Raw genomic sequence first — 24,148 nt, 5'->3', positions numbered from 1 at the left:
AAATAACACCGTTCTTTTTTATATTAATAATTTACTTCATTAAAGCAATGGCGTTATAATGGATGGAGCATGATTGTACTTTATCGGACGGTGATAGAAACGATGCAAAATCAAGAAACAAAGTTGAAAAAGGATCTCGGTTTCTGGCCTGCGATTTCCTTGGTGGTGGGAGTTGTCATTGGTTCGGGAATCTTCGTCAAGCCCGGTACGGTGCTGGATTATGTGGGAGGGGACTCCTCTCTGGCCTTATTGGCTTGGTTATTGGGCGGTTTATTGATGCTGGCCGCGGGCCTGACCATTGCCGAGCTGAGTGCCCGGATTCCCAAAACCGGCGGGCTTTATATTTATTTGGAGAACGTATACGGAAGGTTTTCCGGTTTTTTAAGCGGCTGGGTGCAGACGGTGATTTATCAGCCGGCGCTGATCGGATCCATGGGGCTTTACTTCGGATTGTTGACAGGGAATTATTTATCTTTGGCTGAATCCTGGCATCTGTGGATTGGCATTGGAACCGTGCTTTTTCTGACCATCGTCAACAGTCTGGGCGTGAAATACGGCGGAATCATCCAAGTGATCACCACGATTGCCAAATTGGTGCCCATTGTCCTGATTTCCACATTTGGATTGTGGCAAGGTTCCGGCGACATCTTTTCTTCCGCAACCTTCGGGGGAAGCAAAGAAGGACTGGGGGCTGCCATGCTTGCCGCCATGTTTGCTTATGACGGTTGGATTGCGGCTTCATCAGTGGCGGGGGAAATGAAAAACCCGGCGAAAATCCTTCCCAAGGCGCTGAGTCTCGGTTTGGTAGTCATTATTGTCGCTTATCTTGCGGTCAATCTGGCTTTGCTTTCCGTCATGCCGGCCGGCCAGATTCAAGCGTTGGGTGAAAATGCAGCGGGGACGGCAGCCGGTCTCTTGTTTGGAGAGGTCGGACAACAAATCATCAGTATCGGTATTATCATTTCTATTTTTGGCGGTTTAAACGGGAAAATTTTAAGCTATCCCCGGCTTGCGTTTGCCATGGCCAATGACCGCCTGCTGCCGGGAGGAAACTTCTTGTCGCAGGTACATCCCAAATTTGGCACGCCGATCCGCGCGATTTTGTTGCAAATCCTGCTGGCTGTCCTGTTCATGGTGTTGAGTGACCCGGATCGTTTGTCGGAAATCGCCATTTTTGCTATTTTTATTTTCTACATCCAGGCTTTCATTGCCGTATTCTTGCTGAGAAAAAGAGACCCGGAATGGGTTCGCGAAAAAGGGAATTACCGGGTGCCGCTTTATCCGGTGACTCCGGTTCTGGCGATTATCGGTTCTTTGTTTGTGGTCTTCAGTATGCTGACCCACGACTTGGAAGGAGCCGTGATCACCATCCTCATTGCTTTGGCCGGTTTGCCGTTTTACGGATGGATGAAACGAAAAGAAAAACTTGCGGATCAATAAAAAAGTGTCGCCGGTATTTCAGCTCCGGCGACACTTTTTTTGTATCCCTGATAGCCCGAATTTCTCCAGCCGTGTATTACCGGAACCGGGGATCCAGCCCCATGGCAGAAAAAAGCCGGGGTTTCCCCCGGGTGGATCAGGCCGCTTGTTGGGAGCGTTGTTGCTGTTTTTTTCTTAAGGCGGCTTTTTTGCCGTGCAAGATGAAATACAGGAAAATCGACAGGAGAACAAGGAATGAAAGCATCAAATACATACTCCGGAAGTCCATGTACTGGATGACGATCCCGATCAAGTAAGGGCCGATGCCCACGCCGCCATCCACCAGAGAATAGAAGGTGGAAGTGGCCAAACCGACTTTGTGCTTGGGGGATTCTTTAATGGCAACCACCTGGCAACAGGACATGAGGGCGCCGAACCCAAGCGCAAGCAATGCACCTGCCAACAGCAGAACGGATCCGCTCCGGGCTTGGCTGAGGAACAGGAAACAAAGCGCATGCAAAATGATGGCCGGATATAGAACCATGTTTTCCCCTTTCAAGTCCAGCAGTTTCCCGGCAAAAGGGCGCGAGATCAGAAGCATGACGGCATAGACGATAAAAAAGAAGCCGGCAGACTCAGTCAAATTCACTTCGATGGCATAAGAATTGATAAACGAAACGATGCCGGAGTAAGTGATCCCGATGAGAACCATGTATAAAGAAATCGGAAGAGCCTTCTTTTCAAAAAAATCCCAGAAGCTGAATCCGCTTTTCATCGCCTGCAGCTGTTCCTCGGTGACGGAGACTTGAGGAATGTCCGCAAAAAAAGCGAAGAGCAAGGAAAGGAATGAAAAGAGTGCACAAAACTCAAAGATCACTTGGTAATCCGCGTGTTGGGAAATGAAAAGGCCGAGAAACGGACCGATGGCGGTTGCCACGGTGGTGCTCAAGGTGAAATAACCAATGCCTTCACCTTTCCGATGATGAGGAATCATGTCCATGACCGCCGTTTGCATGGCCGTCGAAGCACACCCGAAAGCAGCTCCGTGAAGAAAACGGATCAACAGCAACAAAATCAAATGATCAGCAAGAAAATAGCACAAGGTGGCAATCAGGTAAAAAAACAATCCTCCCAAAAGCAGGCGTCTTCGGCCGATCACTTCAATGTATTTTCCGGCAAACAACCGGGAAACCAATGCCCCGATGACAAAAATCCCCGCAGCCAGTCCGGCCGAGCTTTCGGAGGCATGATACTGTTTCACGGCATAAACGGCCATGGTGGTCATCAATAAGTAAAAAATTAGGGACACGAAAGAATTGGACAAAAATAAAAAAAGGAAATTTTTCGTCCACAGCTTGTCATTTTCCATATAAAACCATCACTCCTTTATCATGTAATGAAAAAGAAGCCGGCCCCGATCGGCGACTTCTTTTTAAAGCAAAATAAAATGCGCCCTCCACAACAGAGTCAGCGCGTTTCCTGGAGCACCGGAAGGATTGGAACCCCCGGCACGCGGGTGAAAATCCGCAATCACACGGTTAAAATATTTCGATACCCTAAATATACCATATCATCGAATTTTCTTCAATAATCATCGGTTCTTATTCAGACGGTCGGCTTACCGGCTTCTCATAAAATAAAACGCCGCCTTTCTTTACCGGCAATTGCATGGTAAAGTGGCGGCTGTACGTACGGATCAGGAATTTTCACGGTTAACTGTGAAACCCTGCATCCTGTCCGGCTTGGTGCACCCGAGAGGACTCGAACCTCCGACACGCGGTTTAGGAAACCGCTGCTCTATCCTGCTGAGCTACGGGCGCTCAATGTTTAATGATCCAATCTTCATTATAACGTTTGGGAATAAAAATGTCCAGATATTGCGGATGGCCGAAAAAGGTGTATTTGGCCGGAAATTCCTTCATCCATGCATAATAAAACGCGTTTTGAAAAAAAATAGGGACGTGGACTTCGCATGGAAAAGAGGGATGATGATGCAAGAATTGCATAAGACCTTGAATCAGCAACTGGCCAATTTTGGCGTTCTTTATTTTAAGCTTTATCATTATCATTGGTTTGTCAAAGGAGAAAAGTTTTTTGAACTCCATGCCAAATTCGAGGAATTCTACAAAGAAGCGGCATCTTACATTGACGAAATTGCAGAACGGATTTTGGCCATCAAAGGCATTCCGCTCAGCACCATGAAAGAGTATTTGGATCATGCCACCATCCAAGAAGCGGTGGGCAACGAAACCGCTGAACAAATGGTGGAGCAATTGATTCAAGATTTCCAAGTGGTGGTGGACGAGGCAAAAAAAGGCATCAAAGAAGCGGAACGCGCCGAAGATGATTCCAGTGCCGATTTGTTGACCGACATACGGACAAACCTTGAAAAACACATTTGGATGCTGACGTCATACTTGGCCAAGTGAAGAAAAGAGGGCACCTTCCGGGAGGTTGGGAAGATGCCTTCTTTCGTTTTTACTTTTTGGGGAGGGCATCATGATCCATATATCTTTCCCCGTTTAATTCACTGATTACATTGATGGCGACCCGGGCTCCGTCCCCGGCGGCAATGACGGTGTGGAAGCTCGCGCCGGCACAGATTCCGGCCGCCCAGATCCCATCAATATTGGTTTTTCCGTTTTCATCCACTTCAAAGATGGTTTTGATGAATGGTTCGGTTCCCGGCTTGGTTTGGATGCCGGTTTTGTCGGCAAGTTTGGCAACCATTCCGGTGGCCAGAATGACTTGCTTGGCTTGGATGGGTTCTCTGTTATCAGTTTCGATGACAAAATATTCCGATTCTCTGCGGATGTCGGACACGTTGTCTTTCACCCATTCCGCGCCAAACGAAACGGCTTGTTCCTGAATGGTTTTCAGCAAATCAGCCCCGTTGATTTCCTTGATACCGGGATAATTTTTTAACAAAGCTCTTCCAATGGGGGTTTTTTCATGATCGATCAGTATGGTTTTCTTTCCTGCTTTGGCTGCGAAAATCGCGGCGCTTGCACCGGTTGGACCGGCTCCGACGATGGCGATGTCAAACATGCAACCACCCTCCTGTGAAAAGGTTCTGTATAAATGATTTATATAGAATATTCTATCCTTATTCCTTGCGATTTGGAACAAGATGAAAAGGTCCCTGATTGCAGGAAAAAGAGTCTGTGGGGGACAGACTCTTTTTGCCTTATGTAGTCTTCTTAAAAGACATAGCTTATTTGGCTGGTAAATAAAAAATGAAAATCTATTTGTAGTATAACGCAAATGGAGACGGGATTCTATTTTTTTCTAAACTTCTGTTTGATTACTTCAATATATTATTGTTTTAGCGTATACTGATTTTAAATGGGTTTGTATCGGATTGACAGAAAACTGGGAGGACTTATTTATGCGTCATGAAAAAGTGGATTTGATTTTTAAAGCTGCCATTGAAGTGTTTGCGGAAAGCGGTTTTGATCAGGCGAAAATGGATGATATCGCCAAAGCGGCCGGCGTTGCGAAGGGAACCATTTATTATCACTTTAAAAGCAAAGAAGAACTGTTTGTCGGTTTGATGAATGAAGGCGTCCAAAAGCTGATTGACAGTGCACAGCGGAATGTGGATTTACACGAGTCGCCGACGGATCAATTGTTGGCATTGGTGGAGAATCAGGTTCATTTTTATGTGCAAAACGGAAAATTGGCCAAGCTGTTGTTGAGCGAAGCGTTCGGAACGAAAACAAGGCAACATCAGTTCCGGATTAAAATTGGCGAATATTTGAAGTTGATTGAGAAAGTGATGGAGGAAGGAAACCAGATCGGTGAATTCTGTGTCAAGCATGTTCCGGAAGCGGCCAGTGCATTTTTTGGGGCGGCCAGCGTGGTGGTTTTACAAAAATTGTATAGTTTGGAAGAATTGGATTCCGAACAAATCGAGAAAGATGTTCCGCAAATGATTGAAAGTCTCCAGCACATTGTTTTGTGCAGTATTAAAAATTCGCCATATTTTTAAGGAAATTATACTTGTTTATGCGAATAGGAGTAGTATAATATCATTTATACTGACCAGTCAGTTTTTGCGATCCCTGTGAGGAGGGGAATGATGAAAAGGAGGAAAGAGAACAAATTTTTGTTTTTGTCCGGTTTTAAGGATTTGGAGCGGTTATGGGCATCCAAGCCCATGCGCCTCGGTTTGGTCGGGATCCTTTTGATCCCCCTGATCTACTGCGTCATTTACCTGTCGGCGTTTTATGATCCCTATGAAAATTTAGAGTACCTGCCGGTGGCGTTGGTGAATGAAGACCAGGGAGCCGTTCGGGACGGAGAGAACTTGCATGTCGGAAATGAACTGGTGGAGGAACTGCAAAAGGATTCCAAGGTGAAATGGGAAGTGACCGACCGGAACAAGCTGGAGGAAGGTCTGGATAAAGGGACCTATTACATGGGAATCGTCATCCCCAAGAACTTCTCGCAAGCCGTGGTTTCCGTGGATTCTCCGGAACCGCTGAAAGGGCAGTTGGAGTATCACGTGGATAAGAGCAACAACTATTTGTCCGGGACGATCGGGGATTCCATCAAACGGGAATTGGAGATGAACCTGGATGAAAAGATAAGCAAAATTTACGTGGAACAAATTTTTGCGCAACTGTCGGATTCAGTGGAAGAATTGCAAAAAGCGGCAAACGGGGCCGGCTTGTTGGCGGAAAAAACCGGGGATGCCCAATCCGGTTCCGAAACCATTACCGGCAGCTTATCCAAGTTGGATCAAGGCGCCTCCAAAATCCTCGGGTATTTGCAACTGTTTAATCAAAAAGCAACCCAAGCGGAGAAGGAAATCAACAAGATTCCGATGGAGGATATGGAAAAGGCGCAACAAATCATTCATCAAGTGAATGATGAGATTCAAAAGCTTGCCAGGATTCCGCTGCCTGAGGATCCCCCGGATCTTAAAACACCGCTGTCGGAAGGGCAACGGTCGGTGAAAAAAGCCGCGGAGGATCTGCAAAAAACCGAAGCGGATTTAAACCGGTTGATCGAAAAACATCCGGAACTGGCCCAAGACCCGTCGGTTCTTTCCATGAAGGAGTCTTTAAAAGAAGCGGAGGCGGGCAACGTATCGGGAATGAACCGGTTCCGCGAGATCGACCAAAAAATCCCCGACTGGGAAAAACATTGGAAAGAGTTTTTAAACGAAAGACAAAAAGTGGCGGACCATGCCAATCAGTTGACACAAAAAGTGGATCAGGCAGTGGCGAAAGCCAAGGAGTTAAAAGGAAAAGCGAGCCAGTTGGTTCAGGCGACTTCCCAGCTGTCTGACGGACAGCAACAGCTGGTCAGCGGCATCCGACAGCTGGAAACGGGAGCAGGAAAACTGTCGGAAGGATTGGGCAAAATCCAGTCCGGACAAAGTGAGTTGGCCCAAGGCTTGAGTGACGGGGTGGATAAAGCCAAAGACCAACTTCAAGGTTCGGAACAAAAAGAAGAAGTGATTTCCGATCCGGTACAGATAAAGGAAAATGTTCATCATGATGTACCGAACTATGCAACCGGATTTGCCCCGTATTTTATCTCTTTGTCGCTCTGGGTGGGCGCCATGTTGCTGTTTACCGTGGTCGATTTGTATCAAGTGTTTTCCCACCGCAAAGAGCCGCTTTCCGTGCCGGCCGCCGGATTGATCGGCATCGGGCAGGCAGTGTTGCTTATCACGGCCATCATCTGGGGCCTGAAGATCGAGCCGGAACTTCCGGGATGGCTCTATCTGTTCAGTATCGTGATGTCGATCACCTTTATCGCTTTGAACCATATGTTAAATGTCTTTTTGGGCAATGTGGGCCGCTTCCTGTCAATCGGGATTTTGATGCTGCAACTGGCATCCAGTGCCGGGACATATCCGGTGGAGTTGTTGCCTTCGTTTTTCCGCACGATCCACGATTATTTGCCCATGACTTACACCGTTCAGGGATTGCGTGCGATTTTGTCCAGCGGAAACATGGAGATCGTGGAACACTGCATGTATATTTTGCTCGCGTTTATGACCGCGGCGATTGTGATCACCCAGTTCCACCTTCAAATCGGAAAACCGTTGCTGAAAAAAGGCGTGCAGCAAATCAAATTAAAATGGAGCAAAGCATAAAAAAAGCGTCCGGATTAATCCGGACGCTTTTTTTGGGGAAGACTGTGAATGGCGGAACGGATCGCTTCCACAAATGGTTGAAAGCGGGGGGAAGGCTCACTTCCTCCGGGCCGGCTCAAATCCTTGAAAAGCTCCGAACGCATGCCCCGGGTCAGTTCGATTTGCAGTCCTTTGCCACGGGCGCCGCGATTGACGATGTTTTTCGGGTCTGTTCCTTTAAGACGGCCGGGGGTGACACCGACCGGAAAGGATGCATCCAACAGGTAAAGCCGGGTTTTTTTCAACAACGCCTCATCCCGGCCGCCAAGATAAACGAACGGTTTGTCGCCTTTGGTTCCGTGAACCGTGACCACACGGGAGGCATGGACCACCAGGTTCAAGGCGCGCGGTTCGTCAAAACAGGTGGAAGTAATGTGGAGATCCCGGTTATTTTTCTTTTTTTTCCCGCGGAAATCATAAAAGCTCCACCTTTCGCCGGCGATGCCCCGGGCAATTTCGCTGGTGCCGGCTTCAATCCTCCCGCCGTGAATGGCTAAAATCACGATGTCGGGAAGGGCATACTGAATGTGAATCGTATAGTCTTTTCCGATTTGCTGATGTGCCGACAATTCTTTATAATTCGCATACTTATCCATTTTGAAAAGAATTCTCCTTTGGAACGAAAAAGATTTAAATCGTAATATTTACGATTTACATAGATGTCTAAGGGGGTTATAATGAAAAAGATCTGTGAACGAATTTTGTCTTGAGAAGGTGATCCATAACATGAAACACCTGAAAAGCGCCGTGTGCTGGATTCTTTTCACGGTCCTTGCGCTCACGGGCTGTTCGGCGGGAACCCCGGAAAAGGAGGCCAAACAGCCTGGGGATAAAATACAAGTGTATACCAGTATATACCCGCTCTACGACTTTGCGAAAAAAATCGGCGGCGAGCATGCGGTGGTGACCAATCTGGTGCCTCCGGGGGTTGAGCCGCATGACTTTGAATTCACAGCGCGTGATATGAGCAAAATGAGTGAAGCGGATTTATTTGTTTATAACGGCGGCGGGTTTGAACCGTGGATCGAGCGGGTGAGCCGGATGTTAAATCCGGAGAAAACCAAAATCGTCGAAGCATCCAAACCGATATCCCTGCTCCGTGATGATCAACACGGGGGACAAACCGATCCGCATGTGTGGCTGGATCCGATGTTGGCGAAAAAGCAGGCATCGGCAATTTTGGATGCCCTCATTCAGCTGGATCCCCAACACCAAAAGGACTATGAAAAAAATTATGAAGCGTTGGCCGCCGGGCTGGATCAACTGGACCGGGAATACCGGGACATGACGGAGAAAGCCGCCAAAAAAGAGTTTGCCGTTTCCCATGCCTCATTTTCCTATCTGGCGAAGCGTTACGGACTGACGCAAATCGCCGTTTCCGGACTGAGTCCTTCCGACGAACCGAGCCCCAAAGAACTTCAACAAGTGGTGGAACAAGTCAAATCCCATGACATTGATGTGATTTTCTTTGAAACCCTGGTCAGCAACCGGATTGCCAATGTGGTGAAAAAGGAAGCCGGAGCCGAAGTTCTGGTTTTAAACCCGCTGGAAGGATTGACGGAACAGGAAATGAAGCAAGGGAAGGATTATTTTAGTGTCATGCGTGAAAATAAGGAAAACCTTGCAAAAGCATTGGGGGTTTCTTCTACAGATGAAAACGCCTCTGATTGAAATTGAGCATTTACATTATGCCTATGCGGAACAACCCGTACTGGAAGATATCCATTTGACTGTGGAGGAAGGGGAATTCCTCGGGATCGTGGGGCCAAACGGATCGGGCAAATCGACCTTGGTCCGGTGCCTGCTCGGCTTTTTAAAAACCCGGCAAGGACGCATCCGGGTAAGAGGCGAGGAAGTCTCCAAACTGCAAGACCGGCTGAATGTCGGCTACGTTTCCCAAAAAGCGAACAGTTTCCATTCGATGTTTCCTGCCACGGTGAAAGAAGTGGTTCAATCCGGCTTGTATGGAAAACTGGGGTTATTTCGGCGGCTGAAAAAAGAACATATCGAACAGGTGGAAAATGCCATCGATCTGGTCGGTTTGACGTCCGTCCAAAACAGGAGCATCGGCAAACTGTCCGGCGGTCAGCAGCAACGGGCTTTTATCGCCAGGGCATTGGTGGCTGAACCGGAGCTCCTTGTATTGGACGAGCCTACCGTGGGGGTGGACGAAAAAACAACCGGACAGTTTTATGATTTGTTAAACCGGCTTCACCGGGAAGAGGGTTTGACCTTGCTGATGGTGAATCACGATCTTCAAGCGGTGTCCGGGTTGGCGGATCAGGTGGCCTGCCTCAACCGGCGCTTGATCTTTCACGGCGATCCCGGGGAGTTTCAACAAAGACAGCAGGAAATTTTGAGCAAAGCCTATCAATATGAACTGATGGGCGTCTGACCGGAGAAAGACAGGGAGGGAAGAGCTTTTTTCCTATGATGATGGAGATCTTGCAATATGAATGGATGCAAAACGCGTTTTATGCCGGAATCATCATCGGGTTCATTTCACCGCTTGTCGGCGTATTTTTGGTGGTCCGGCGCATGTCTTTGATTGCCGATGCGTTGTCCCATATCACACTGTCGGGGGTGGCGGCCGGAATGCTGTTGCAAAAAGAGCTGCCGCTTTTTTATGCGGTCAACCCGCTTTATGTCGGCATGGCTTTTGCCGTCGCCGGTTCGGTTTTGGTGGAACAAATCCGCCGCTTGTACAAATCCTTTGAAGAAATCGCCATCCCGATCTTGTTGTCGGGCGGAATCGGATTGGGCGTCGTGCTCATCAGTGCGGCGGACGGTTTCAATGTCGATATCGCCGGGTATTTGTTCGGAAATATCCTGGCCGTTACCCGTGAGGAATTGGGCTTTATGGCAGCCATCGGGGGAATCGTGGTCTTATTCATCCTGATCTTTTACAAAGAGATGTTTGCCCTTGCCTTTGATGAGGAACATGCCGTTTTAACAGGCATTCCCCGCAAAACCTTGCACTTTTTGTTTTTGGTGATCGTGGCGCTCGTGATTACGGCTTCCATCCGGGTGGTCGGGATTTTATTGGTCTCCGCCCTCATGACGCTTCCGGTGGCGGCCGGGTTGCAACTGGCGAAAAGCTTTAAAGAAGCATTGTTTTGGTCGGTGCTTTTTTCGGAGTTGGCCGTATTCAGCGGACTGATTGCCGCTTATTATCTGGACTGGGCTTCGGGAGGAACCATTGTCATCGTTTCGCTGATCATTTGGCTTTTTATTTTGTGTTTCAAAAAAATGACGAGGAAAACGGGAAGAATTTATTATAAAATAAAGGGAAAGTAATGGTGGAAAATAGGAGAGAGAGGGATGGATTTAAAACAGGCATTGGAAGTGCTGAAAAAAAATGGATATAAATACACCGGCAAGCGGGAAACCATGATGCATATTTTTTGGGAAGAAGGCCGCTATTTAACGGCCAAAGAAGTGTTGGACCAAATGCAGGAGGATTTTCCCGGGCTCAGTTTTGACACCGTGTACCGGAACCTTTCCCTTTTTGAACGGTTGGGTATCATCGAAGGAACGGAATGGGGCGGGGAAAGGCGGTATCGTTTTCACTGTGACCGGGATTCACACCATCATCATATCATTTGCACGGAGTGCGGACGGACCCGTGCCATCCAGCTTTGCCCGATGCATTCCATTTTGGGAGAGCCGGAAAACTTCGCCATTACCGGACACAAGTTCGAGATCTACGGAATTTGTTCCGATTGTGGAGGAGAGCAGACAACACAATAGGGAAAAATGGGATGGGTTGGGACTTGCAAAAAAAAAGCAGGTCCTTTTTTGCACGGGCGGTCCACAAAGGAGGTGAAGTCCGGAATGGATCATGAAACGTATATGAAAGAAGCGCTGGCCGAAGCGAAAAAAGCGGGAGAAATTGGCGAAGTCCCGATCGGGGCGGTGATTGTCAAAGACGGGGAAGTGATCGGACGCGGATACAATCTCAGGGAAACGGGAAATGACCCGACCGCCCATGCGGAAATGATCGCCATTCGCGAGGCCGCCGCGAAAACGGGAAGCTGGCGGTTAAATGATTGCACCTTGTACGTCACCCTGGAGCCGTGCCCCATGTGTGCCGGCGCCATCATCCAAGCACGCATCGACACCGTGGTCTACGGGACAGAAGATCCGAAAGCCGGATGTGCCGGAACCTTGATGAACATCCTTCAGGACGGGCGGTTCAATCACCAAACCGAAATGATCACCGGAGTCATGAAAGAAGAATGCAGCACCATCCTGACTTCTTTCTTCAAAGAACTCCGCCGCCGGAAAAAAGAACAAAAAATGCAGGAAAAATCCTGATTGCCGCTCATATCCACAAAACTCACGGCAATTCCTCTTTCTCTTTTTCCCTTGACAGACATCCATTTCTCCTGTACAATATACAACTGTATGATCAGGATATCATCTTGGAGAGGTGTCCGAGTGGTTTAAGGAGGCGGTCTCGAAAACCGCTGTACGGGCTTCCCGTACCGTGGGTTCGAATCCCACCCTCTCCGCCAAACGCCAAGAGCTTCGCAACAGCGGAGCTCTTTTTTTGTTTTGCTTTCAAAATGGACAAGACAGACAGTATAGGATTGAAGGATACTTTCTTAGTTGTTAACATAGAGTGCGATTTTTTACAGGTGATTTCATTTCCTCCTTTCAGGTGACCTTTGGCTCGCCTCTTTTTTTGGTGAATATATAAAAGTAAAGGGGATTCCTTCTGACGAATCCCCTTTACACAGCATTACTTGTTTTTTTTCTTCACCCAATAAATAATGGCCCCAATGATGACAATGCCAAATACAAACATCAATGTCTGGTACAGAAGAGTAGCGATACTAAATATTTTAACCAACTCCTGTTGATTTTGTTATGGTGGAGTATATTGAAATTTTACGGTACAGTATATCCATAGTGAATATTGATGTCTTTAGAGTAAACGGTTCCGACTCCCTGAACAAATACAACCCATTTACCTGTTCCTCCACCTTTTACCATAGTGGTTCTTGAGCCGCTTGTTGGAGTACAATAAGCATATTTTTGGTCCCACCCAAGAGAAAAAGTCACACCTGTATGTGTTGTCCAAGCACGGCAGCTTGTAATTATTTTATTACTATTCCAAGTAATATCGGCATAAAGATTAATTTTTGAGAATCCAAACGATACAGATCTTACTTGAGTTGTTCCTAACGCAAGGGTACTAAATGAAGAGTCTTCGATTATTGGGTTTTCAGCGTCCTTATTGATTTTTGTAAAGAATTTATCAGCTGCCTCAACACTATCAAATTTAATGACTTCTGTTCCTTGAGGGATATTAGTTGCGGGTTCTAAATTGTATTTTTGAAAGAGTTGTTCTAGTGTTAGGCTTTCCCCAGTGCTCGGCAAGTTTGTTACTAGTTCATCTCCATCAACTACCTCATATGTACTGTCCAGCTCTGCATCACTCATTTTAATTCCTGCTGCATGGCTGTAAGAAGGAATGAAAGAGCTAATTGTTAGTGTTAGTAATGTGAATAACATAAAAATTTTTTTCATATATTAAGCTCCTTTACACTTAATTAATTCTATTATCACTAGATTTATAAAAATATTCAAGAGTTTTATATAGATGATATTTAATTTGATTTTTATTGTTATTCTTATTTTTATACCAATTACAGATTGATAATTGGGTCGCGTCTTATTCAAATCTTCTCCAAGTTTATTAATAATATACAGAAATGATTGAATTTTATATATAATAAAGGAGGAGGTGTGTTGGCGTGAGCCGTTTTCAAGAGATAAGCCCCGGTTTGAAAACATGTCCCCGTTGTGGAGAAGGGAAGCTGCATAAAACCATAGACGGATATGTGGTTTGTGACGAATGTGATTATGAAGAATATGAGGGATGAGTTGTTCCCGCACAGCGGGAGTTTTCTTTTTATACCAAGGTAATAAGAATGATCCTGTGGAATAAGTATTAGCAACATCCATTGAAGGAGTCAAAGTCCATTGAAAACGGCAGATGCTTTTTTAAAGGGATACAAGCCTGCATTTTTGGAAATACTCGGCTTGAAACAGACGACAAAGCACTTGAATTTTTTATTGGCGAACTATCCGCATGTGAGTCATCGTGATTACGACTTATTGTCCGGTAACCGGTTTTATTTGTTTTTTCAAACCGACTTCATGCGTCACCGGTTTGAAGAAGAGTTGAAACAAAGCACTTTTTCGTTAGCGGACACAGACCGCATTTTGGGGATGACTTTGGGATTCCCGCCGCGAGCTGTCGGTTTTTATGTCCAAATGATGAGGGAAAAAAGAAAAGGAAACACTCAAGCGTATCAACAAATGAAAAGCAGAAAAATCGGTATGATTTACAGCGGATGCTCGTTTGCTTCGGATATCGCGGATTTCAAGGAAAATGCGTTGTGGTTGCTTAAAAGGTATCCGTACGAAGAAGCAAAAGAAGACGGCATGTATATCCGCATCGGTTTGGAACCGCGCATACCAGTGCCGGTTGATGATTACCAAGGGCTTACGGAGTTTCACGAATACATAATGAAAAAAAGCGGCTTTGTGACTGTATAAAGCGATCGCTTGGGAGTTCCCCCGGCGTCGGTATGTTATCATGTGACGGATGACAGCAGCTTCACGAGAACAACATGGGGGAACGATGTGATGTTGAAAAAAGTATCGATGATCTTGGTATGTACGTTCCTGCTGACGGGAGTGGCAGGTTGTTCTGAAGAAAAAATGACCAATCGGGGGGATTTGTCGGCCCGTGTCCCGTGCATGGAGAAAAAGAATATCAAGTTTGAGCTAAGAGCAGACGGTTTTTACTTGAGTGATGACCAGTGGGATAAGTTTATTCGGTTTTGCAGTTGACAGGGTGTGTGCATCGTTGGTGCCAAGGTGAAATTTTAGGGGGGTGACAGTGTGGCTGTTCAAATTCGTCCGGCTGTTTTTTCCGATATCGGCGCGATTCGTGAGATTGCCCGCATTACCTGGCATCATACGTATGAAAACCTGATTCCGGAACCGGTCCGGCAACAGTTTCTGTCCGTGGCTTATTCCGATGAAATGCTGAAGCGGCGAATCGGAGAATCCATTTTTTTGGTGGCCGTGGCAAGAGAAAAAGCAACCGGTTTTATTCAGGTGACGGAAAAAGGGAGGATGGCGGTGATTGATGCGATTTATGTGTTGCCTGAATTCCAAGGAAAAGGGATGGGGACCCGGCTGTTCCAATCGGCTTTTGGGAAGCTGAAACAGGCCAAAGCGTGGCTCGTGGATGTGGAATCCGGCAATGAAACGGGATTTTGCTTTTATCAAGCCAAGGGGTTTCGGGTGGTGAAAGTGTACACAGAGCCTTTTTTCGGACATGATCTAAGAACGGTCCGGATGAAAAAGGATATTTTGATTTAAAAGATTTGTCACAAGACTCATGCTAAATGAACATGTGGAAGGGGCCGCTCTGCGCTAAAATGAATGATGAGACTTTTAAGTTTTGCTTAGGGAGTTATGAAGATGCTGGATAAGATCAAAGGCGGTTTATTCGGAGTGGCAATCGGGGATGCATTGGGGGCGACCACCGAATTTATGAGCCGGGGGGAAATTGAGGAGCAATATGGATATTTGACCGAAATCACCGGTGGAGGATGGCTGAATCTAAAACCGGGGGAAACGACCGATGATACGGAATTGACCATTGCCGTGGCCAACGGGTTGATGAAAAACCCTGACAATCCGTTGGGATGGATTGGCGATGAGATCAAAAAGTGGGTTGAAAAGAATCCCCGGGACATCGGGAACATCATTCGCACAACATATGATTGTTACGACGGGGACTGGTTTGAAGCAGCGGAAAAGGCCCATCAAGTGTTAAGCGGAAGAAGTGCAGGGAACGGAACCTTGATGCGCTGTTTGCCGGTTGCCCTCGTGTACGGTGATCCGGCCAAAATCACGGAAATCAGCCGCTTGCAATCGAAAATGACGCATTATGATGATTTGGCTTCAGAAGCCTGTGTGCTGTACAATCGCATCGCTCACCGGGTTCTTTGCGGGGAATCCCTGAAAACGGCGTTGGAAGAGGAGATTCAAGACACCCGATATGCTGAGGCCGTCAAAGAGAAACCCCAAGTTCCGCCCAACGGCTATGTGGAAAATACCTTCAAATGGGTGTTGTACCTGTTGTGGCATGCCTCTTCTTTTGAAGAAGTGGTGCAAGAGGCGGCCAATCTGGGGGGAGATTCCGATACCATCGCAGCTATTTCCGGCGGTCTTGCCGGCCTTTACTGGGGATTTGAATCCATTCCCCCGCAATATAAAGAAGCGATTTTAATCAAAGGAGAGCTGGCATCCCTGGCGGAACAGCTGTGGCAAGTACGAAAAAACGAAACGGAAAAGGCTTCACCGGAACGCGCTGCAACTCCCGGATTTTGAATAAAAATTCTGTTGTAAAAAACCCCGGCCGTGAAAAAACGGTCGGGGTTTTTGCGTCCTATTTGTTTACTTTAACGGATGGGATGACGGTTCCGGGTTCCATCCAGCCGGCATGGAAGGTTCCTTGTTGATCGGTGCGTTCGAAGCCGTGTGCACCAAAGTAGTCCCGTTGGGCTTGGATCAGGTTGGCACAACCGGTGGAAGACCGGTATCCGTCGTAAAAGGCGAGGGCCGAACTGAGACACGACAGCGGCAGGCCGTTTTCAAATCCTTTGATGACCACTTTCCGCAATGATGCCTGATAGCGGTTGGTTTTTTCCAAGAAATAAGGAGCCAAAAGCAGATTGGACAAGCCTTTGTTTTCCTCGTAGGCTTCGGAAATGCGGTTTAAGAAGTCGGCCCGGATAATGCACCCGCCGCGGAAGATCAGAGCGATGTCCCCCAAATCAAGCGACCAGCCGTATTGTTCGGAAGCTGTTTTGTATTGCTGAAACCCTTGGGCGTAGGCGCAGATTTTCCCCATGAAAAGTGCTTGCTTCACTTGTTCGATCCAGTATGCCTTGTCGGCTTCTTCTCCCGACGGGGAAGGTCCTTCCAAAAGGGATTCGGCTTGGATTCTTTCCTCTTTCAAGGAAGATAAAAATCTTGCAAAGACCGATTCGGTCATGATGGTGGTGGGAACGCCGAGGTTCAGCGCATCCTGGCTGGACCATTTCCCCGTTCCTTTTTGCCCGGCTTTGTCCAGTATCACTTCCACCATCGGTTTTCCCGTTTCCTGATCGGTTTTGGAAAGGATTTCTGCGGTGATTTCGATCAGGTAGCTTTTGAGTTCCGATTCATTCCAGGACTTAAATACATCAGCTGTTTCCGGGATGGAAAGCCCGACGATTTGATGGAGGAATTGCCAGGCTTCGGCAATCAATTGCATGTCCGCATATTCGATTCCGTTATGCACCATTTTGACATAATGCCCTGAACCTTCAGGGCCGATGTAGGTGCAGCAGGGTTTTCCGTCGACTTGTGCAGCGATTTTTTCCAGGATCGGGGCCACTTGGCGGTAAGCTTCTTTGTCGCCGCTTGGCATCAGCGCCGGACCGTTTAATGCACCTTCTTCCCCGCCGGAGACGCCCACGCTGATGAAATGGATTCCCCGTTCTTTTAAAGCCCGGTATCTCCGGTTGGAATCATGGAAGTCGGAATTTCCGCCGTCCATGATGATGTCCCCTTGATCCAAAAGAGGCAGAAGGGATTCGATGACGGAATCGACTGCCGCCCCGGCGGATACCATCAGAAAGATTTTGCGCGGGCTTTTTAAGGAACGGACAAAGGGTTCCAGTTCATAATAAGCCTCGATCCGGCTGTGTGCATGTCGGCTGACAAATTTGTCGGTCAGATCCGGCGTGTAGTTGTAGACGGCGACATTTTCGCCGTGATTGGCCATGTTTCTGGCCAAATTGGACCCCATCACACCTAAACCATAAACACCTATGCTGTTCTTCATTGAATTCCACCCTTTAGACAAACAGATTGAGAATCAGGACTCCTGCCAGACCGGTGACTGAGATGACGGTCTCCAGCAAAGTCCAGGTTGCAAATGTTTCTTTTATGTTCAGATTGAAGAATTCTTTAAACATCCAAAAACCGGCATCATTGACGTGGGAAGCGATCAGGCTGCCGGCGCCGGTTGCCAGAACCATCAGGGCCGGGTCCACATCGGCTCCTTGCATCAAGGGAATGACCAGACCGGCAGTGGTCAGTGCAGAAACCGTTGCGGAACCGAGCGCAATTCTCAAAATGGCGGCGATCAACCAAGCCAGCAAAAGCGGCGACATGTGGCTGCCGGCAAACAGTGCGGATACCGAGTCTCCCACACCGCCATCGATCAAAACTTGTTTCAGGACCCCGCCGCCGCCGATGACCAGCAGCATCATCCCGATGGCACGGACGGCTTCCTCTGCCGATTGCATCACTTGTTTCATCGGAATGTGTCGCTTGATGCCCATGGTATAGACGGCGAGCAATACGGAGATCAATAAAGCCGTGGTCGGTTCTCCGACCAAATGGATGGCGTCAAAGAACAGGTTGTCGCCTGCCACCCCCAAATCCTGAAGGAGTTCAACCAAGGTTGCAATGGCCATTAAAATCACGGGCAACAAGGAAGTGAAAACACTGATTCCGAATCCGGGAAGCTTTTCCGGTTGAATTTCTTTGTTGCTGACAAGGGAATCGATTTGTTCCGCTTCCGATTTATGAAAAGAATCAGGGCTGATTTTTTTGACCAACCGGGCAAATAACGGTCCGGCAAGGATCACGGCCGGAATGGCAATGATGGTTCCATAAAGCAGCACCATTCCGATATTTGCATCATACTGCCGGGCAATCACGGTCGGGCCGGGATGCGGGGGCAAAAATCCGTGGGTGACCGAAAGGGCCGCCGCCATCGGAATTCCCAAATACAAAACGGGAACTTTGGATTCCTTGGCGATTTGAAATACAATTGGCACCAACAGCACCAACCCCACTTCAAAAAACAGGGCAATTCCAATTATAAAGGATGAAATGACCACTGCCCATTGAATGCGTTTTTGGCCAAACCGGCCAATGAGCGTCACGGCGATTTGCCGGGCCCCGCCAGCATCGGCGACCAATCTTCCGAGAATGGCTCCCAGTCCGAAAATCAAAGCGATACTGCCCAGGGTTGCTCCCATTCCGCCTTCAATCGATTCGACGATTTTACCCAATGGAATACCGAGCGCCAGCCCGACGGCAAAGGCAGTGATGATCAAAGAAATAAATGTGTTGAGTTTGAACTTGGTGATCAAAACAAGCAAAAAGATGATGCCGAGTGCCACAATCAAAAGCGGCAACATGTTTTGCATTGGTTTTCACTCCCATCCGTTATGGTTTGAGGGTGGCAAATTGGTTATACTCTGGTGCCAGAACCCGGGAAAGGCGGATGAAGACCGGGATCCATTTGCGGTACTCCCGGACATGGGAAGGAACGGGTTTGTGCTGATGGGTTTTGCCGATCCATTCAGTCACCACGTCAAAGGAGTCGATTTTTCCAAAAGCGTAAAGCCCGAGCAGGCAGGCCCCCAGGCACGAAGACTCATGGCTTTCCGGGATGATCACTTCCTGGTCAAAGATGTCTGCCAGCATCTGCCGCCACAATTCGGATCTTGCAAAACCGCCGGTTGCCCTGATGGAAGTGACGGGATGATCCATGACTTCCACCAAAGCCAGAAAGACGGAGTACAGGTTGTATAGCACGCCTTCCAGGGCGGCGCGGATCAGGTGTTCTTTTTTGTGGCTGAGGGTGAGACCCACAAAGGAGCCCCGGACATCCGCGTTCCACAGCGGCGCCCTTTCCCCGGACAAGTAGGGGAGAAACAGCAGCCCGTCTGCTCCCGGTTGGACCTGGCCGGCAATTTTGGTCAAGGCATCGTAAGGATCCATGCCGAACGATTTTGCCGTTTCCGCTTCCGCCGCGGCCAGTTCTTCGCGGATCCAGCGAAGCACAATGCCGCCGTTGTTGACAGGGCCGCCGATGACCCAGTGATCCTCGGTCAATGCATAACAAAAGATGCGGCCTTTGGGATCGGTTTGGGGTTTGTCGATCACGGTCCGGATGGCGCCGCTGGTTCCGATGGTGACGGCCACTTCCCCTTTTTTGACGGCACCAACCCCCAGATTGGACAGGACGCCATCACTTGCACCGATGACAAACGGGGTTTCAGGCAGGATTCCCATTTGTTCGGCAAAAGACGGGTTGCATCCGGTAAACACTTCCCCGGTCGGGACAATCCGAGATAATTTTTCTTCCGTGATGCCCGCGACTTGAAGCGCTTTCGGATCCCAGTCCATTGATTCGAGGTTCATCAACCCGGTGCACGAGGCGATGGAAACATCGACGGCGTATTCGCCGAAAAGACGGAAAAACACATATTCCTTGATCCCGATGTATTTATGGGTTTTGACGGCAATTTCCGGCACATCATGTTCCAGCCAGGCGATTTTGCATAACGGGGACATGGGATGGACCGGGGTTCCGGTTCGTTGGTAAATGGCATGTCCGTCCCGTTCGGTTTTGATGGTTTCCGCCCATTTTGCACTGCGGTTGTCGGCCCAAGTGATGCAGCGTGACAGGGGGTGTCCCTTGGCATCAACGGCAATGACACTGTGCATCGCGCTGCTGAAGGCGATAAACGACAAATTCTCGGGGTTGATTCCCGACTTCTTCATGACATGGCGAACCGACAGGAGAACGGCTTCAAAGATTTCTTCCGGATCTTGTTCGGCAGTGTGGCTGTCCGGTGTGTACAATGGATAGCCGTTGTTTTCCGATGCGACAATCTCTCCGTTTTCCTTGTACAATACCGCTTTCGTACTGGTGGTTCCGATATCCACACCCATCATCCATTTGTTCTCATTCATATTGCTCATTCGCTTTCTTTAAAAATTCCGGGGTTGTCCACAATCCGTCCGATTTTCTCTTTACGTCTCTGAAGTTTTTGTAAAAAGCTTCTTCAACCAATCGCATGTCCTTTTCTTCGATGGACTGGATCAGGAGTTGGTGGTTTTGGATAATCCGGCCAAAATCCGCATCGTTGTTTTTCATCCGATGCCGCATGTCCAGCAAAATGAGGCATTCCATCACCGGTTTGATATTGGACCAGAGGATGAAAAGATACCGGTGTTGGATGGACCGGATGATTGTTTCATGAAATTCGATATCCCGAAACGAAAATTCATCGGCATCTTTGTATTTGATGGCAACCTTCATCATTTCCAGGATTTTATTTAGTTCCCGGAGCAGAGAATCATTATTTTCCCGCTCCAATAAGTTTTTAAAAACAAAAGATTCCATCATCAGCCGGACATCATAAATTTCATCAATGTCTTTTTCCGTGATGCCGGCCACTTTGGCGCCCATCCGGTTTAATTGCACCAAATCTTCCCGTTCCAGTATCCTCAATGCTTCCCGGATGGGGGAGCGGCTGACGTTGTATTCCTCAGACAGCCGGTTTTCTGATAAAACGGTTCCATTTTTAAGATCCCTGGAAAGGATCCTCATTCGCAAATCGGCAGCCACTTGTTGGCCGATCGAGGACTTTGCGAGTCTTTTTTCCGGATAAAGCCCTTTCAAATCATCACCTCTTTTGGTTTTGAATACTTGTATACAAGTATCCTATCAGGAAACGGTTGGTTTGTAAACGGTTTCGGTCTGGTGGGAAGAAACAAATGTTTCATAAAGAAAACCCTGATCCAATAAGATCAGGGTGTGACCATCCGGCTTCTTTTATGCATTTTGGTTGCGAAGCAGACGGAGCCCGTTTAAAGTGACCAGCAAGGTGGCTCCCGTATCCGCGAAAATGGCCATCCAAAGTGTCAGCCATCCCGGAATGATCAGCAAAAGGGCGATTAATTTCAATGCGATGGCCAGCGTGATATTTTGCTTGATGATGCTTAGGGCTTTCCGGCTCAGACGGATGGTGAACGGGAGTTTTTCCAAATCATCCCCCATCAGCACAATATCTGCGGTTTCCAGCGCCGTGTCGGTCCCGGCCCCGCCCATGGCGATGCCGACAGTGGATGCGGCCAGCGCCGGTGCGTCGTTGATGCCGTCTCCCACCATGGCGACGGATCCGGCCTCTTGTTGCAACTGCTTGATCCATTTCAATTTTTCCTGTGGCAGAAGCTCTGCCCGGACTTCGCTGACCCCCAGTTTTTGGCTGATGGCTTGTGCCGTGGAAGCATTGTCTCCCGTTAACATGACGGTTCTTTGGATTCCCAGGGAATGCAATTTTTGAATCACTTTTTGCCCGGACTCCCGGATTTCATCCGAAACAGCGATCAAAGCCAGGATTTCTTCTTCGTTCCCCATCAACATGACGGTTTTGCCTTGGGCTTGTTGCGATTGGACCCGATCTTTGAGATCATCGGGCATCCGGTCACGGAATAACCCTGGATTTCCAATTTCGTAAAGGATGCCGTCCACTTTGGCCCGCACGCCTTTTCCCGTCAGCGAGGAAAAATCCTCCACCACGCGGGAGCCGAAAGGAACATTCCATTCTTCCGCTTTTTTGAGAATGGCTGACGACAACGGATGTTGGGAGTTTTTTTCGATCGCTGCCGCAATGGCAAGCAGTTCTTCTGCGGACCTTGAACAAAGCGGCACGAAATCCGTGACTGCCGGTGTCCCTTTGGTCAGGGTGCCGGTTTTGTCAAAAGCGATGGCTTTGAGTTTGGCCGCGGATTCCAGGTGAATTCCGCCTTTGATGAGCACCCCGTTCCGTGCGGCCGTGCCGATGGCCGTGACGATGGAAACCGGGGTGGAGATGACCAAAGCACAGGGACATCCGACAACAAGCAGCGACAACCCCCGGTAAATCCATTCGCTCCAGTCTGCCCGGAAGATCAGGGGAGGGAGGATGGCCAAAAGAATGCCGGCAGCCAGTATCGCCGGGGTATACACCCGTGCAAACCGGTCAATGAAGGCTTGCGCCGGAGCCCGTCCGGCCTGGGCTTCTTCCACTAAATGAATGATTTTGGCCAGGGTGGTGTCTTCAACCCGTTTGGTCACCCGCACTTCCAGGAATCCTTCTTCGTTTAAGGTTCCGGCAAACACTTCATCCCCGGTGCTTTTGGCCACGGGAACGGATTCGCCGGTGATGGCGGCCTGGTTGACCGTGGAAGCTCCGTTGATGACCATCCCGTCCATGGCTATTTTTTGCCCGGGTTTGACCAGCATAATGTCGCCCGTTTCAATTTCCTGGACGGGAATGAGTTTTTCTTCCCCGTTGCGGCGAATCCAGGCCTGTTTCGGTGCGATATCCATGAGCGAGCGAATCGATGTGCGCGCTTTATCCATGGAGTATGATTCCAGCATTTCACTGATGGCGAACAAAATAACGACCATGGCGCCTTCCCCCCACTCTCCGATGGCGACGGCACCGACGATGGCAATGGTCATCAGGGTATTCATTTGAAATTCAAATCGGATGAGGTTTTTCAAACCGTGGATAAACAACCGGTATCCTCCCGTGAGGATGGAAGCCGCATACAAGAGGATGACGGGAAGATTTTCGCCGGATTGCCGGCTCAAGATCCAGGCGGCAATCAGAAAGAAAGCAGAGAGAAAGACGGGATAATTCGCTTTGTTCTTCCAAAATGAAAGGCGGTTTTCACCCGGGATTTCATGCTCCGGTGAGATTTTCAAGTTTTCAAAGGCGCCGGCTTTTTCAATTTCTTCCATGGTGGCATTGCCAAGCACCGTGATCTTGGAAGCCCCGAAATTTACCTTGGCATCTTTTACACCGGGCAGATTGCAAACATTTTTCTCAAATTGTGCAGCGCAATGGGCGCAGGATAACCCGTGAATACGGTAAATTTTTTTCGCTTCATTGGTTTCCATTTTCGCGTAACTCCTTACTGTGATCAAAGGCCAACCGGATCAAGTCTTTGACGTGATCATCATCCAGTGAATAAAAAACCATTTTTCCTTCCTTCCGGTATTTGGCCAGGCCCATATTCCGCAACAAGCGTAAATGATGGGAGGCGGTTGCCGGCGAAGACCGGATGATATTGGCCACATCACAAACGCATAGTTCACTTTCCTTTAATAAAGCATAAGCGATTTTCAAGCGGGTCGGGTCAGCCAAAGCTTTAAACATTTGTGACGTATCGCTGAAATTTGTGTCTTTCAGGGAAGACCGGGCTCTTTCGACTTTTTCTTCATCAAAACAATAAATTTCACAACGGTCTTTACTCAACGATGGCACCTCGTTTCTTTGGAAATATCGGGGACAGGCCGGTTTTTACCATCAAATATTCAAATGATTGTTTGATTATATGATAACACCAAGCGGCATAGATTCAAATATCCTTTTGAATATCTTTTGGATCCATGTTTGGAATGTTCCTTTTTGATTTTTTAGGGAAGGGCAGAAAGAAGGAGTTTTTGGAGACTTCCATTTGGATGTGATGGTTCACGTCATTCAGGGATCAATCGGAGAATACATGCTGGATTCAGGTCTCATGCAAAAAGTGGATTTGGAAACATACAGCCGGGAACTGATCCGGATCCTCGATCAGACTGTCAAAGCCGGCGGGGAGGATTGAAACTGCAAGGTCCGTTTCCGATGTCGTGAAGAGGAA

24 protein-coding genes and 2 tRNA genes are annotated in these 24,148 nt (G+C 48.2%); 15 read left to right on the top strand and 11 right to left on the bottom strand.

What is annotated here, in order from left to right:
• Positions 1-102: 102 nt before the first annotated feature.
• A complete protein-coding gene (locus tag FA954_RS01190) occupies positions 103-1,440 on the top strand; it encodes an APC family permease (protein WP_037996576.1) in 1,338 nt (445 codons plus the stop codon).
• 136 nt (positions 1,441-1,576) lie between these two features.
• Here FA954_RS01190 and FA954_RS01185 read toward each other — a convergent pair whose 3' ends face one another.
• Together FA954_RS01185 and FA954_RS01180 are read right to left on the bottom strand one after the other, a co-directional pair.
• Positions 1,577-2,788: an MFS transporter gene (locus FA954_RS01185; RefSeq protein WP_037996578.1), complete on the bottom strand. Its 1,212-nt coding sequence runs from the start codon at positions 2,786-2,788 to the stop codon at positions 1,577-1,579.
• A gap of 374 nt (positions 2,789-3,162) precedes the next feature.
• Positions 3,163-3,239, bottom strand: a tRNA-Arg gene (locus FA954_RS01180).
• Between the two features lie 168 nt (positions 3,240-3,407).
• Here FA954_RS01180 and FA954_RS01175 point away from each other — a divergent pair.
• Entirely contained in the window at positions 3,408-3,848 is a 441-nt protein-coding gene (locus FA954_RS01175; protein ID WP_037996581.1) for a Dps family protein, read from the top strand.
• A gap of 49 nt (positions 3,849-3,897) precedes the next feature.
• Here FA954_RS01175 and FA954_RS01170 read toward each other — a convergent pair whose 3' ends face one another.
• Positions 3,898-4,467 carry an NAD(P)/FAD-dependent oxidoreductase gene (locus FA954_RS01170; RefSeq protein WP_037996583.1) on the bottom strand — a complete coding sequence of 190 codons (570 nt, stop codon included), beginning with the start codon at positions 4,465-4,467 and terminating at the stop codon, positions 3,898-3,900.
• Between the two features lie 340 nt (positions 4,468-4,807).
• On the opposite strand from FA954_RS01170, the gene FA954_RS01165 reads away from it, so the two are divergent.
• Together FA954_RS01165 and FA954_RS01160 are read left to right on the top strand one after the other, a co-directional pair.
• Positions 4,808-5,410 carry a TetR/AcrR family transcriptional regulator gene (locus FA954_RS01165; RefSeq protein ID WP_037996586.1) on the top strand — a complete coding sequence of 201 codons (603 nt, stop codon included), beginning with the start codon at positions 4,808-4,810 and terminating at the stop codon, positions 5,408-5,410.
• 90 nt (positions 5,411-5,500) lie between these two features.
• A complete protein-coding gene (locus tag FA954_RS01160) occupies positions 5,501-7,531 on the top strand; it encodes a YhgE/Pip domain-containing protein (RefSeq protein WP_037996587.1) in 2,031 nt (676 codons plus the stop codon).
• 14 nt (positions 7,532-7,545) lie between these two features.
• Here FA954_RS01160 and FA954_RS01155 read toward each other — a convergent pair whose 3' ends face one another.
• Entirely contained in the window at positions 7,546-8,166 is a 621-nt protein-coding gene (locus FA954_RS01155; RefSeq protein ID WP_138614822.1) for a poly-gamma-glutamate hydrolase family protein, read from the bottom strand.
• Positions 8,167-8,296: 130 nt separating this feature from the next.
• On the opposite strand from FA954_RS01155, the gene FA954_RS01150 reads away from it, so the two are divergent.
• The 6 genes from FA954_RS01150 (at position 8,297) to FA954_RS01125 (ending at position 12,087) form a co-directional block, all read left to right on the top strand.
• Entirely contained in the window at positions 8,297-9,241 is a 945-nt protein-coding gene (locus tag FA954_RS01150) for a metal ABC transporter substrate-binding protein (protein WP_121874262.1), read from the top strand.
• The gene (locus tag FA954_RS01145; RefSeq protein WP_037996590.1) at positions 9,222-9,965 is read left to right on the top strand and encodes a metal ABC transporter ATP-binding protein; all 744 of its coding nucleotides are present in this window, start codon (positions 9,222-9,224) and stop codon (positions 9,963-9,965) included. Before FA954_RS01150 ends, FA954_RS01145 begins: the two co-directional genes overlap by 20 nt.
• Positions 9,966-10,000: 35 nt before the next feature.
• Positions 10,001-10,867: a metal ABC transporter permease gene (locus tag FA954_RS01140; protein WP_037996592.1), complete on the top strand. Its 867-nt coding sequence runs from the start codon at positions 10,001-10,003 to the stop codon at positions 10,865-10,867.
• A 24-nt stretch (positions 10,868-10,891) separates the two neighbouring features.
• Positions 10,892-11,320: a Fur family transcriptional regulator gene (locus FA954_RS01135; protein WP_037996594.1), complete on the top strand. Its 429-nt coding sequence runs from the start codon at positions 10,892-10,894 to the stop codon at positions 11,318-11,320.
• Between the two features lie 84 nt (positions 11,321-11,404).
• The gene (gene tadA, locus FA954_RS01130; protein ID WP_037996612.1) at positions 11,405-11,887 is read left to right on the top strand and encodes a tRNA adenosine(34) deaminase TadA; all 483 of its coding nucleotides are present in this window, start codon (positions 11,405-11,407) and stop codon (positions 11,885-11,887) included.
• A 109-nt stretch (positions 11,888-11,996) separates the two neighbouring features.
• Positions 11,997-12,087 (top strand) — tRNA-Ser (locus FA954_RS01125).
• 376 nt (positions 12,088-12,463) lie between these two features.
• On the opposite strand, the gene FA954_RS01120 is transcribed toward FA954_RS01125, so the two are convergent.
• On the bottom strand, positions 12,464-13,105 hold the full coding sequence (locus FA954_RS01120; RefSeq protein ID WP_037996597.1) for an RNA-binding protein: 642 nt from the start codon (positions 13,103-13,105) through the stop codon (positions 12,464-12,466).
• Between the two features lie 456 nt (positions 13,106-13,561).
• Between FA954_RS01120 and FA954_RS01115 the strand changes: the two genes are divergently transcribed.
• From FA954_RS01115 to FA954_RS01100, 4 genes are all read left to right on the top strand, one after another.
• Positions 13,562-14,140, top strand: a complete 579-nt coding sequence (locus FA954_RS01115; RefSeq protein ID WP_037996599.1) for a hypothetical protein — start codon at positions 13,562-13,564, stop codon at positions 14,138-14,140.
• Positions 14,141-14,230: 90 nt separating this feature from the next.
• Positions 14,231-14,437 (top strand): hypothetical protein, encoded by a 207-nt coding sequence (locus tag FA954_RS01110; RefSeq protein ID WP_049720768.1) that lies wholly within the window; start codon positions 14,231-14,233, stop codon positions 14,435-14,437.
• Between the two features lie 51 nt (positions 14,438-14,488).
• The gene (locus FA954_RS01105) at positions 14,489-14,974 is read left to right on the top strand and encodes a GNAT family N-acetyltransferase (RefSeq protein WP_037996603.1); all 486 of its coding nucleotides are present in this window, start codon (positions 14,489-14,491) and stop codon (positions 14,972-14,974) included.
• Between the two features lie 102 nt (positions 14,975-15,076).
• Complete coding sequence (locus tag FA954_RS01100; protein WP_309485134.1) at positions 15,077-15,991, top strand: ADP-ribosylglycohydrolase family protein; 915 nt, start codon at positions 15,077-15,079, stop codon at positions 15,989-15,991.
• Positions 15,992-16,049: 58 nt separating this feature from the next.
• Here FA954_RS01100 and gndA read toward each other — a convergent pair whose 3' ends face one another.
• The 6 genes from gndA to FA954_RS01070 form a co-directional block, all read right to left on the bottom strand.
• Positions 16,050-17,492, bottom strand: coding sequence for an NADP-dependent phosphogluconate dehydrogenase (gene gndA / locus FA954_RS01095; RefSeq protein WP_138614821.1), 1,443 nt, complete (start codon positions 17,490-17,492; stop codon positions 16,050-16,052).
• 13 nt (positions 17,493-17,505) lie between these two features.
• On the bottom strand, positions 17,506-18,858 hold the full coding sequence (locus FA954_RS01090; RefSeq protein WP_037996619.1) for a GntP family permease: 1,353 nt from the start codon (positions 18,856-18,858) through the stop codon (positions 17,506-17,508).
• Between the two features lie 31 nt (positions 18,859-18,889).
• Positions 18,890-20,425 carry a gluconokinase gene (gene gntK / locus FA954_RS01085; RefSeq protein ID WP_049720771.1) on the bottom strand — a complete coding sequence of 512 codons (1,536 nt, stop codon included), beginning with the start codon at positions 20,423-20,425 and terminating at the stop codon, positions 18,890-18,892.
• Positions 20,418-21,137, bottom strand: a complete 720-nt coding sequence (locus FA954_RS01080; protein WP_037996607.1) for a GntR family transcriptional regulator — start codon at positions 21,135-21,137, stop codon at positions 20,418-20,420. Before FA954_RS01080 ends, gntK begins: the two co-directional genes overlap by 8 nt.
• 153 nt (positions 21,138-21,290) lie before the next feature.
• Entirely contained in the window at positions 21,291-23,405 is a 2,115-nt protein-coding gene (locus FA954_RS01075; RefSeq protein ID WP_138614820.1) for a heavy metal translocating P-type ATPase, read from the bottom strand.
• Positions 23,392-23,763: an ArsR/SmtB family transcription factor gene (locus FA954_RS01070; RefSeq protein WP_037997750.1), complete on the bottom strand. Its 372-nt coding sequence runs from the start codon at positions 23,761-23,763 to the stop codon at positions 23,392-23,394. Before FA954_RS01070 ends, FA954_RS01075 begins: the two co-directional genes overlap by 14 nt.
• Before the next feature lie 202 nt (positions 23,764-23,965).
• On the opposite strand from FA954_RS01070, the gene FA954_RS13570 reads away from it, so the two are divergent.
• Positions 23,966-24,112, top strand: coding sequence for a hypothetical protein (locus FA954_RS13570; RefSeq protein ID WP_156097769.1), 147 nt, complete (start codon positions 23,966-23,968; stop codon positions 24,110-24,112).
• Positions 24,113-24,148: the final 36 nt, after the last annotated feature.

This window comes from Thermoactinomyces vulgaris (assembly GCF_005886755.1).
Classification (GTDB): Bacteria; Bacillota; Bacilli; order Thermoactinomycetales; family Thermoactinomycetaceae; genus Thermoactinomyces; species Thermoactinomyces vulgaris.
This window is presented reverse-complemented; position numbering and strand designations above follow the sequence as displayed.

What these genes read in the sequence shown, in the direction of transcription:
- FA954_RS01190 (WP_037996576.1), top strand. Translation starts at nt 103, where the DNA reads ATGCAAAATCAAGAAACAAAGTTGAAAAAGGATCTCGGTTTCTGGCCT.
- FA954_RS01185 (WP_037996578.1), bottom strand. Translation starts at nt 2,788, where the DNA reads ATGGAAAATGACAAGCTGTGGACGAAAAATTTCCTTTTTTTATTTTTG.
- FA954_RS01175 (WP_037996581.1), top strand. Translation starts at nt 3,408, where the DNA reads ATGATGCAAGAATTGCATAAGACCTTGAATCAGCAACTGGCCAATTTT.
- FA954_RS01170 (WP_037996583.1), bottom strand. Translation starts at nt 4,467, where the DNA reads ATGTTTGACATCGCCATCGTCGGAGCCGGTCCAACCGGTGCAAGCGCC.
- FA954_RS01165 (WP_037996586.1), top strand. Translation starts at nt 4,808, where the DNA reads ATGCGTCATGAAAAAGTGGATTTGATTTTTAAAGCTGCCATTGAAGTG.
- FA954_RS01160 (WP_037996587.1), top strand. Translation starts at nt 5,501, where the DNA reads ATGAAAAGGAGGAAAGAGAACAAATTTTTGTTTTTGTCCGGTTTTAAG.
- FA954_RS01155 (WP_138614822.1), bottom strand. Translation starts at nt 8,166, where the DNA reads ATGGATAAGTATGCGAATTATAAAGAATTGTCGGCACATCAGCAAATC.
- FA954_RS01150 (WP_121874262.1), top strand. Translation starts at nt 8,297, where the DNA reads ATGAAACACCTGAAAAGCGCCGTGTGCTGGATTCTTTTCACGGTCCTT.
- FA954_RS01145 (WP_037996590.1), top strand. Translation starts at nt 9,222, where the DNA reads ATGAAAACGCCTCTGATTGAAATTGAGCATTTACATTATGCCTATGCG.
- FA954_RS01140 (WP_037996592.1), top strand. Translation starts at nt 10,001, where the DNA reads ATGATGATGGAGATCTTGCAATATGAATGGATGCAAAACGCGTTTTAT.
- FA954_RS01135 (WP_037996594.1), top strand. Translation starts at nt 10,892, where the DNA reads ATGGATTTAAAACAGGCATTGGAAGTGCTGAAAAAAAATGGATATAAA.
- tadA (WP_037996612.1), top strand. Translation starts at nt 11,405, where the DNA reads ATGGATCATGAAACGTATATGAAAGAAGCGCTGGCCGAAGCGAAAAAA.
- FA954_RS01120 (WP_037996597.1), bottom strand. Translation starts at nt 13,105, where the DNA reads ATGAAAAAAATTTTTATGTTATTCACATTACTAACACTAACAATTAGC.
- FA954_RS01110 (WP_049720768.1), top strand. Translation starts at nt 14,231, where the DNA reads ATGTTGAAAAAAGTATCGATGATCTTGGTATGTACGTTCCTGCTGACG.
- FA954_RS01100 (WP_309485134.1), top strand. Translation starts at nt 15,077, where the DNA reads ATGCTGGATAAGATCAAAGGCGGTTTATTCGGAGTGGCAATCGGGGAT.
- gndA (WP_138614821.1), bottom strand. Translation starts at nt 17,492, where the DNA reads ATGAAGAACAGCATAGGTGTTTATGGTTTAGGTGTGATGGGGTCCAAT.
- gntK (WP_049720771.1), bottom strand. Translation starts at nt 20,425, where the DNA reads ATGAATGAGAACAAATGGATGATGGGTGTGGATATCGGAACCACCAGT.
- FA954_RS01075 (WP_138614820.1), bottom strand. Translation starts at nt 23,405, where the DNA reads ATGGAAACCAATGAAGCGAAAAAAATTTACCGTATTCACGGGTTATCC.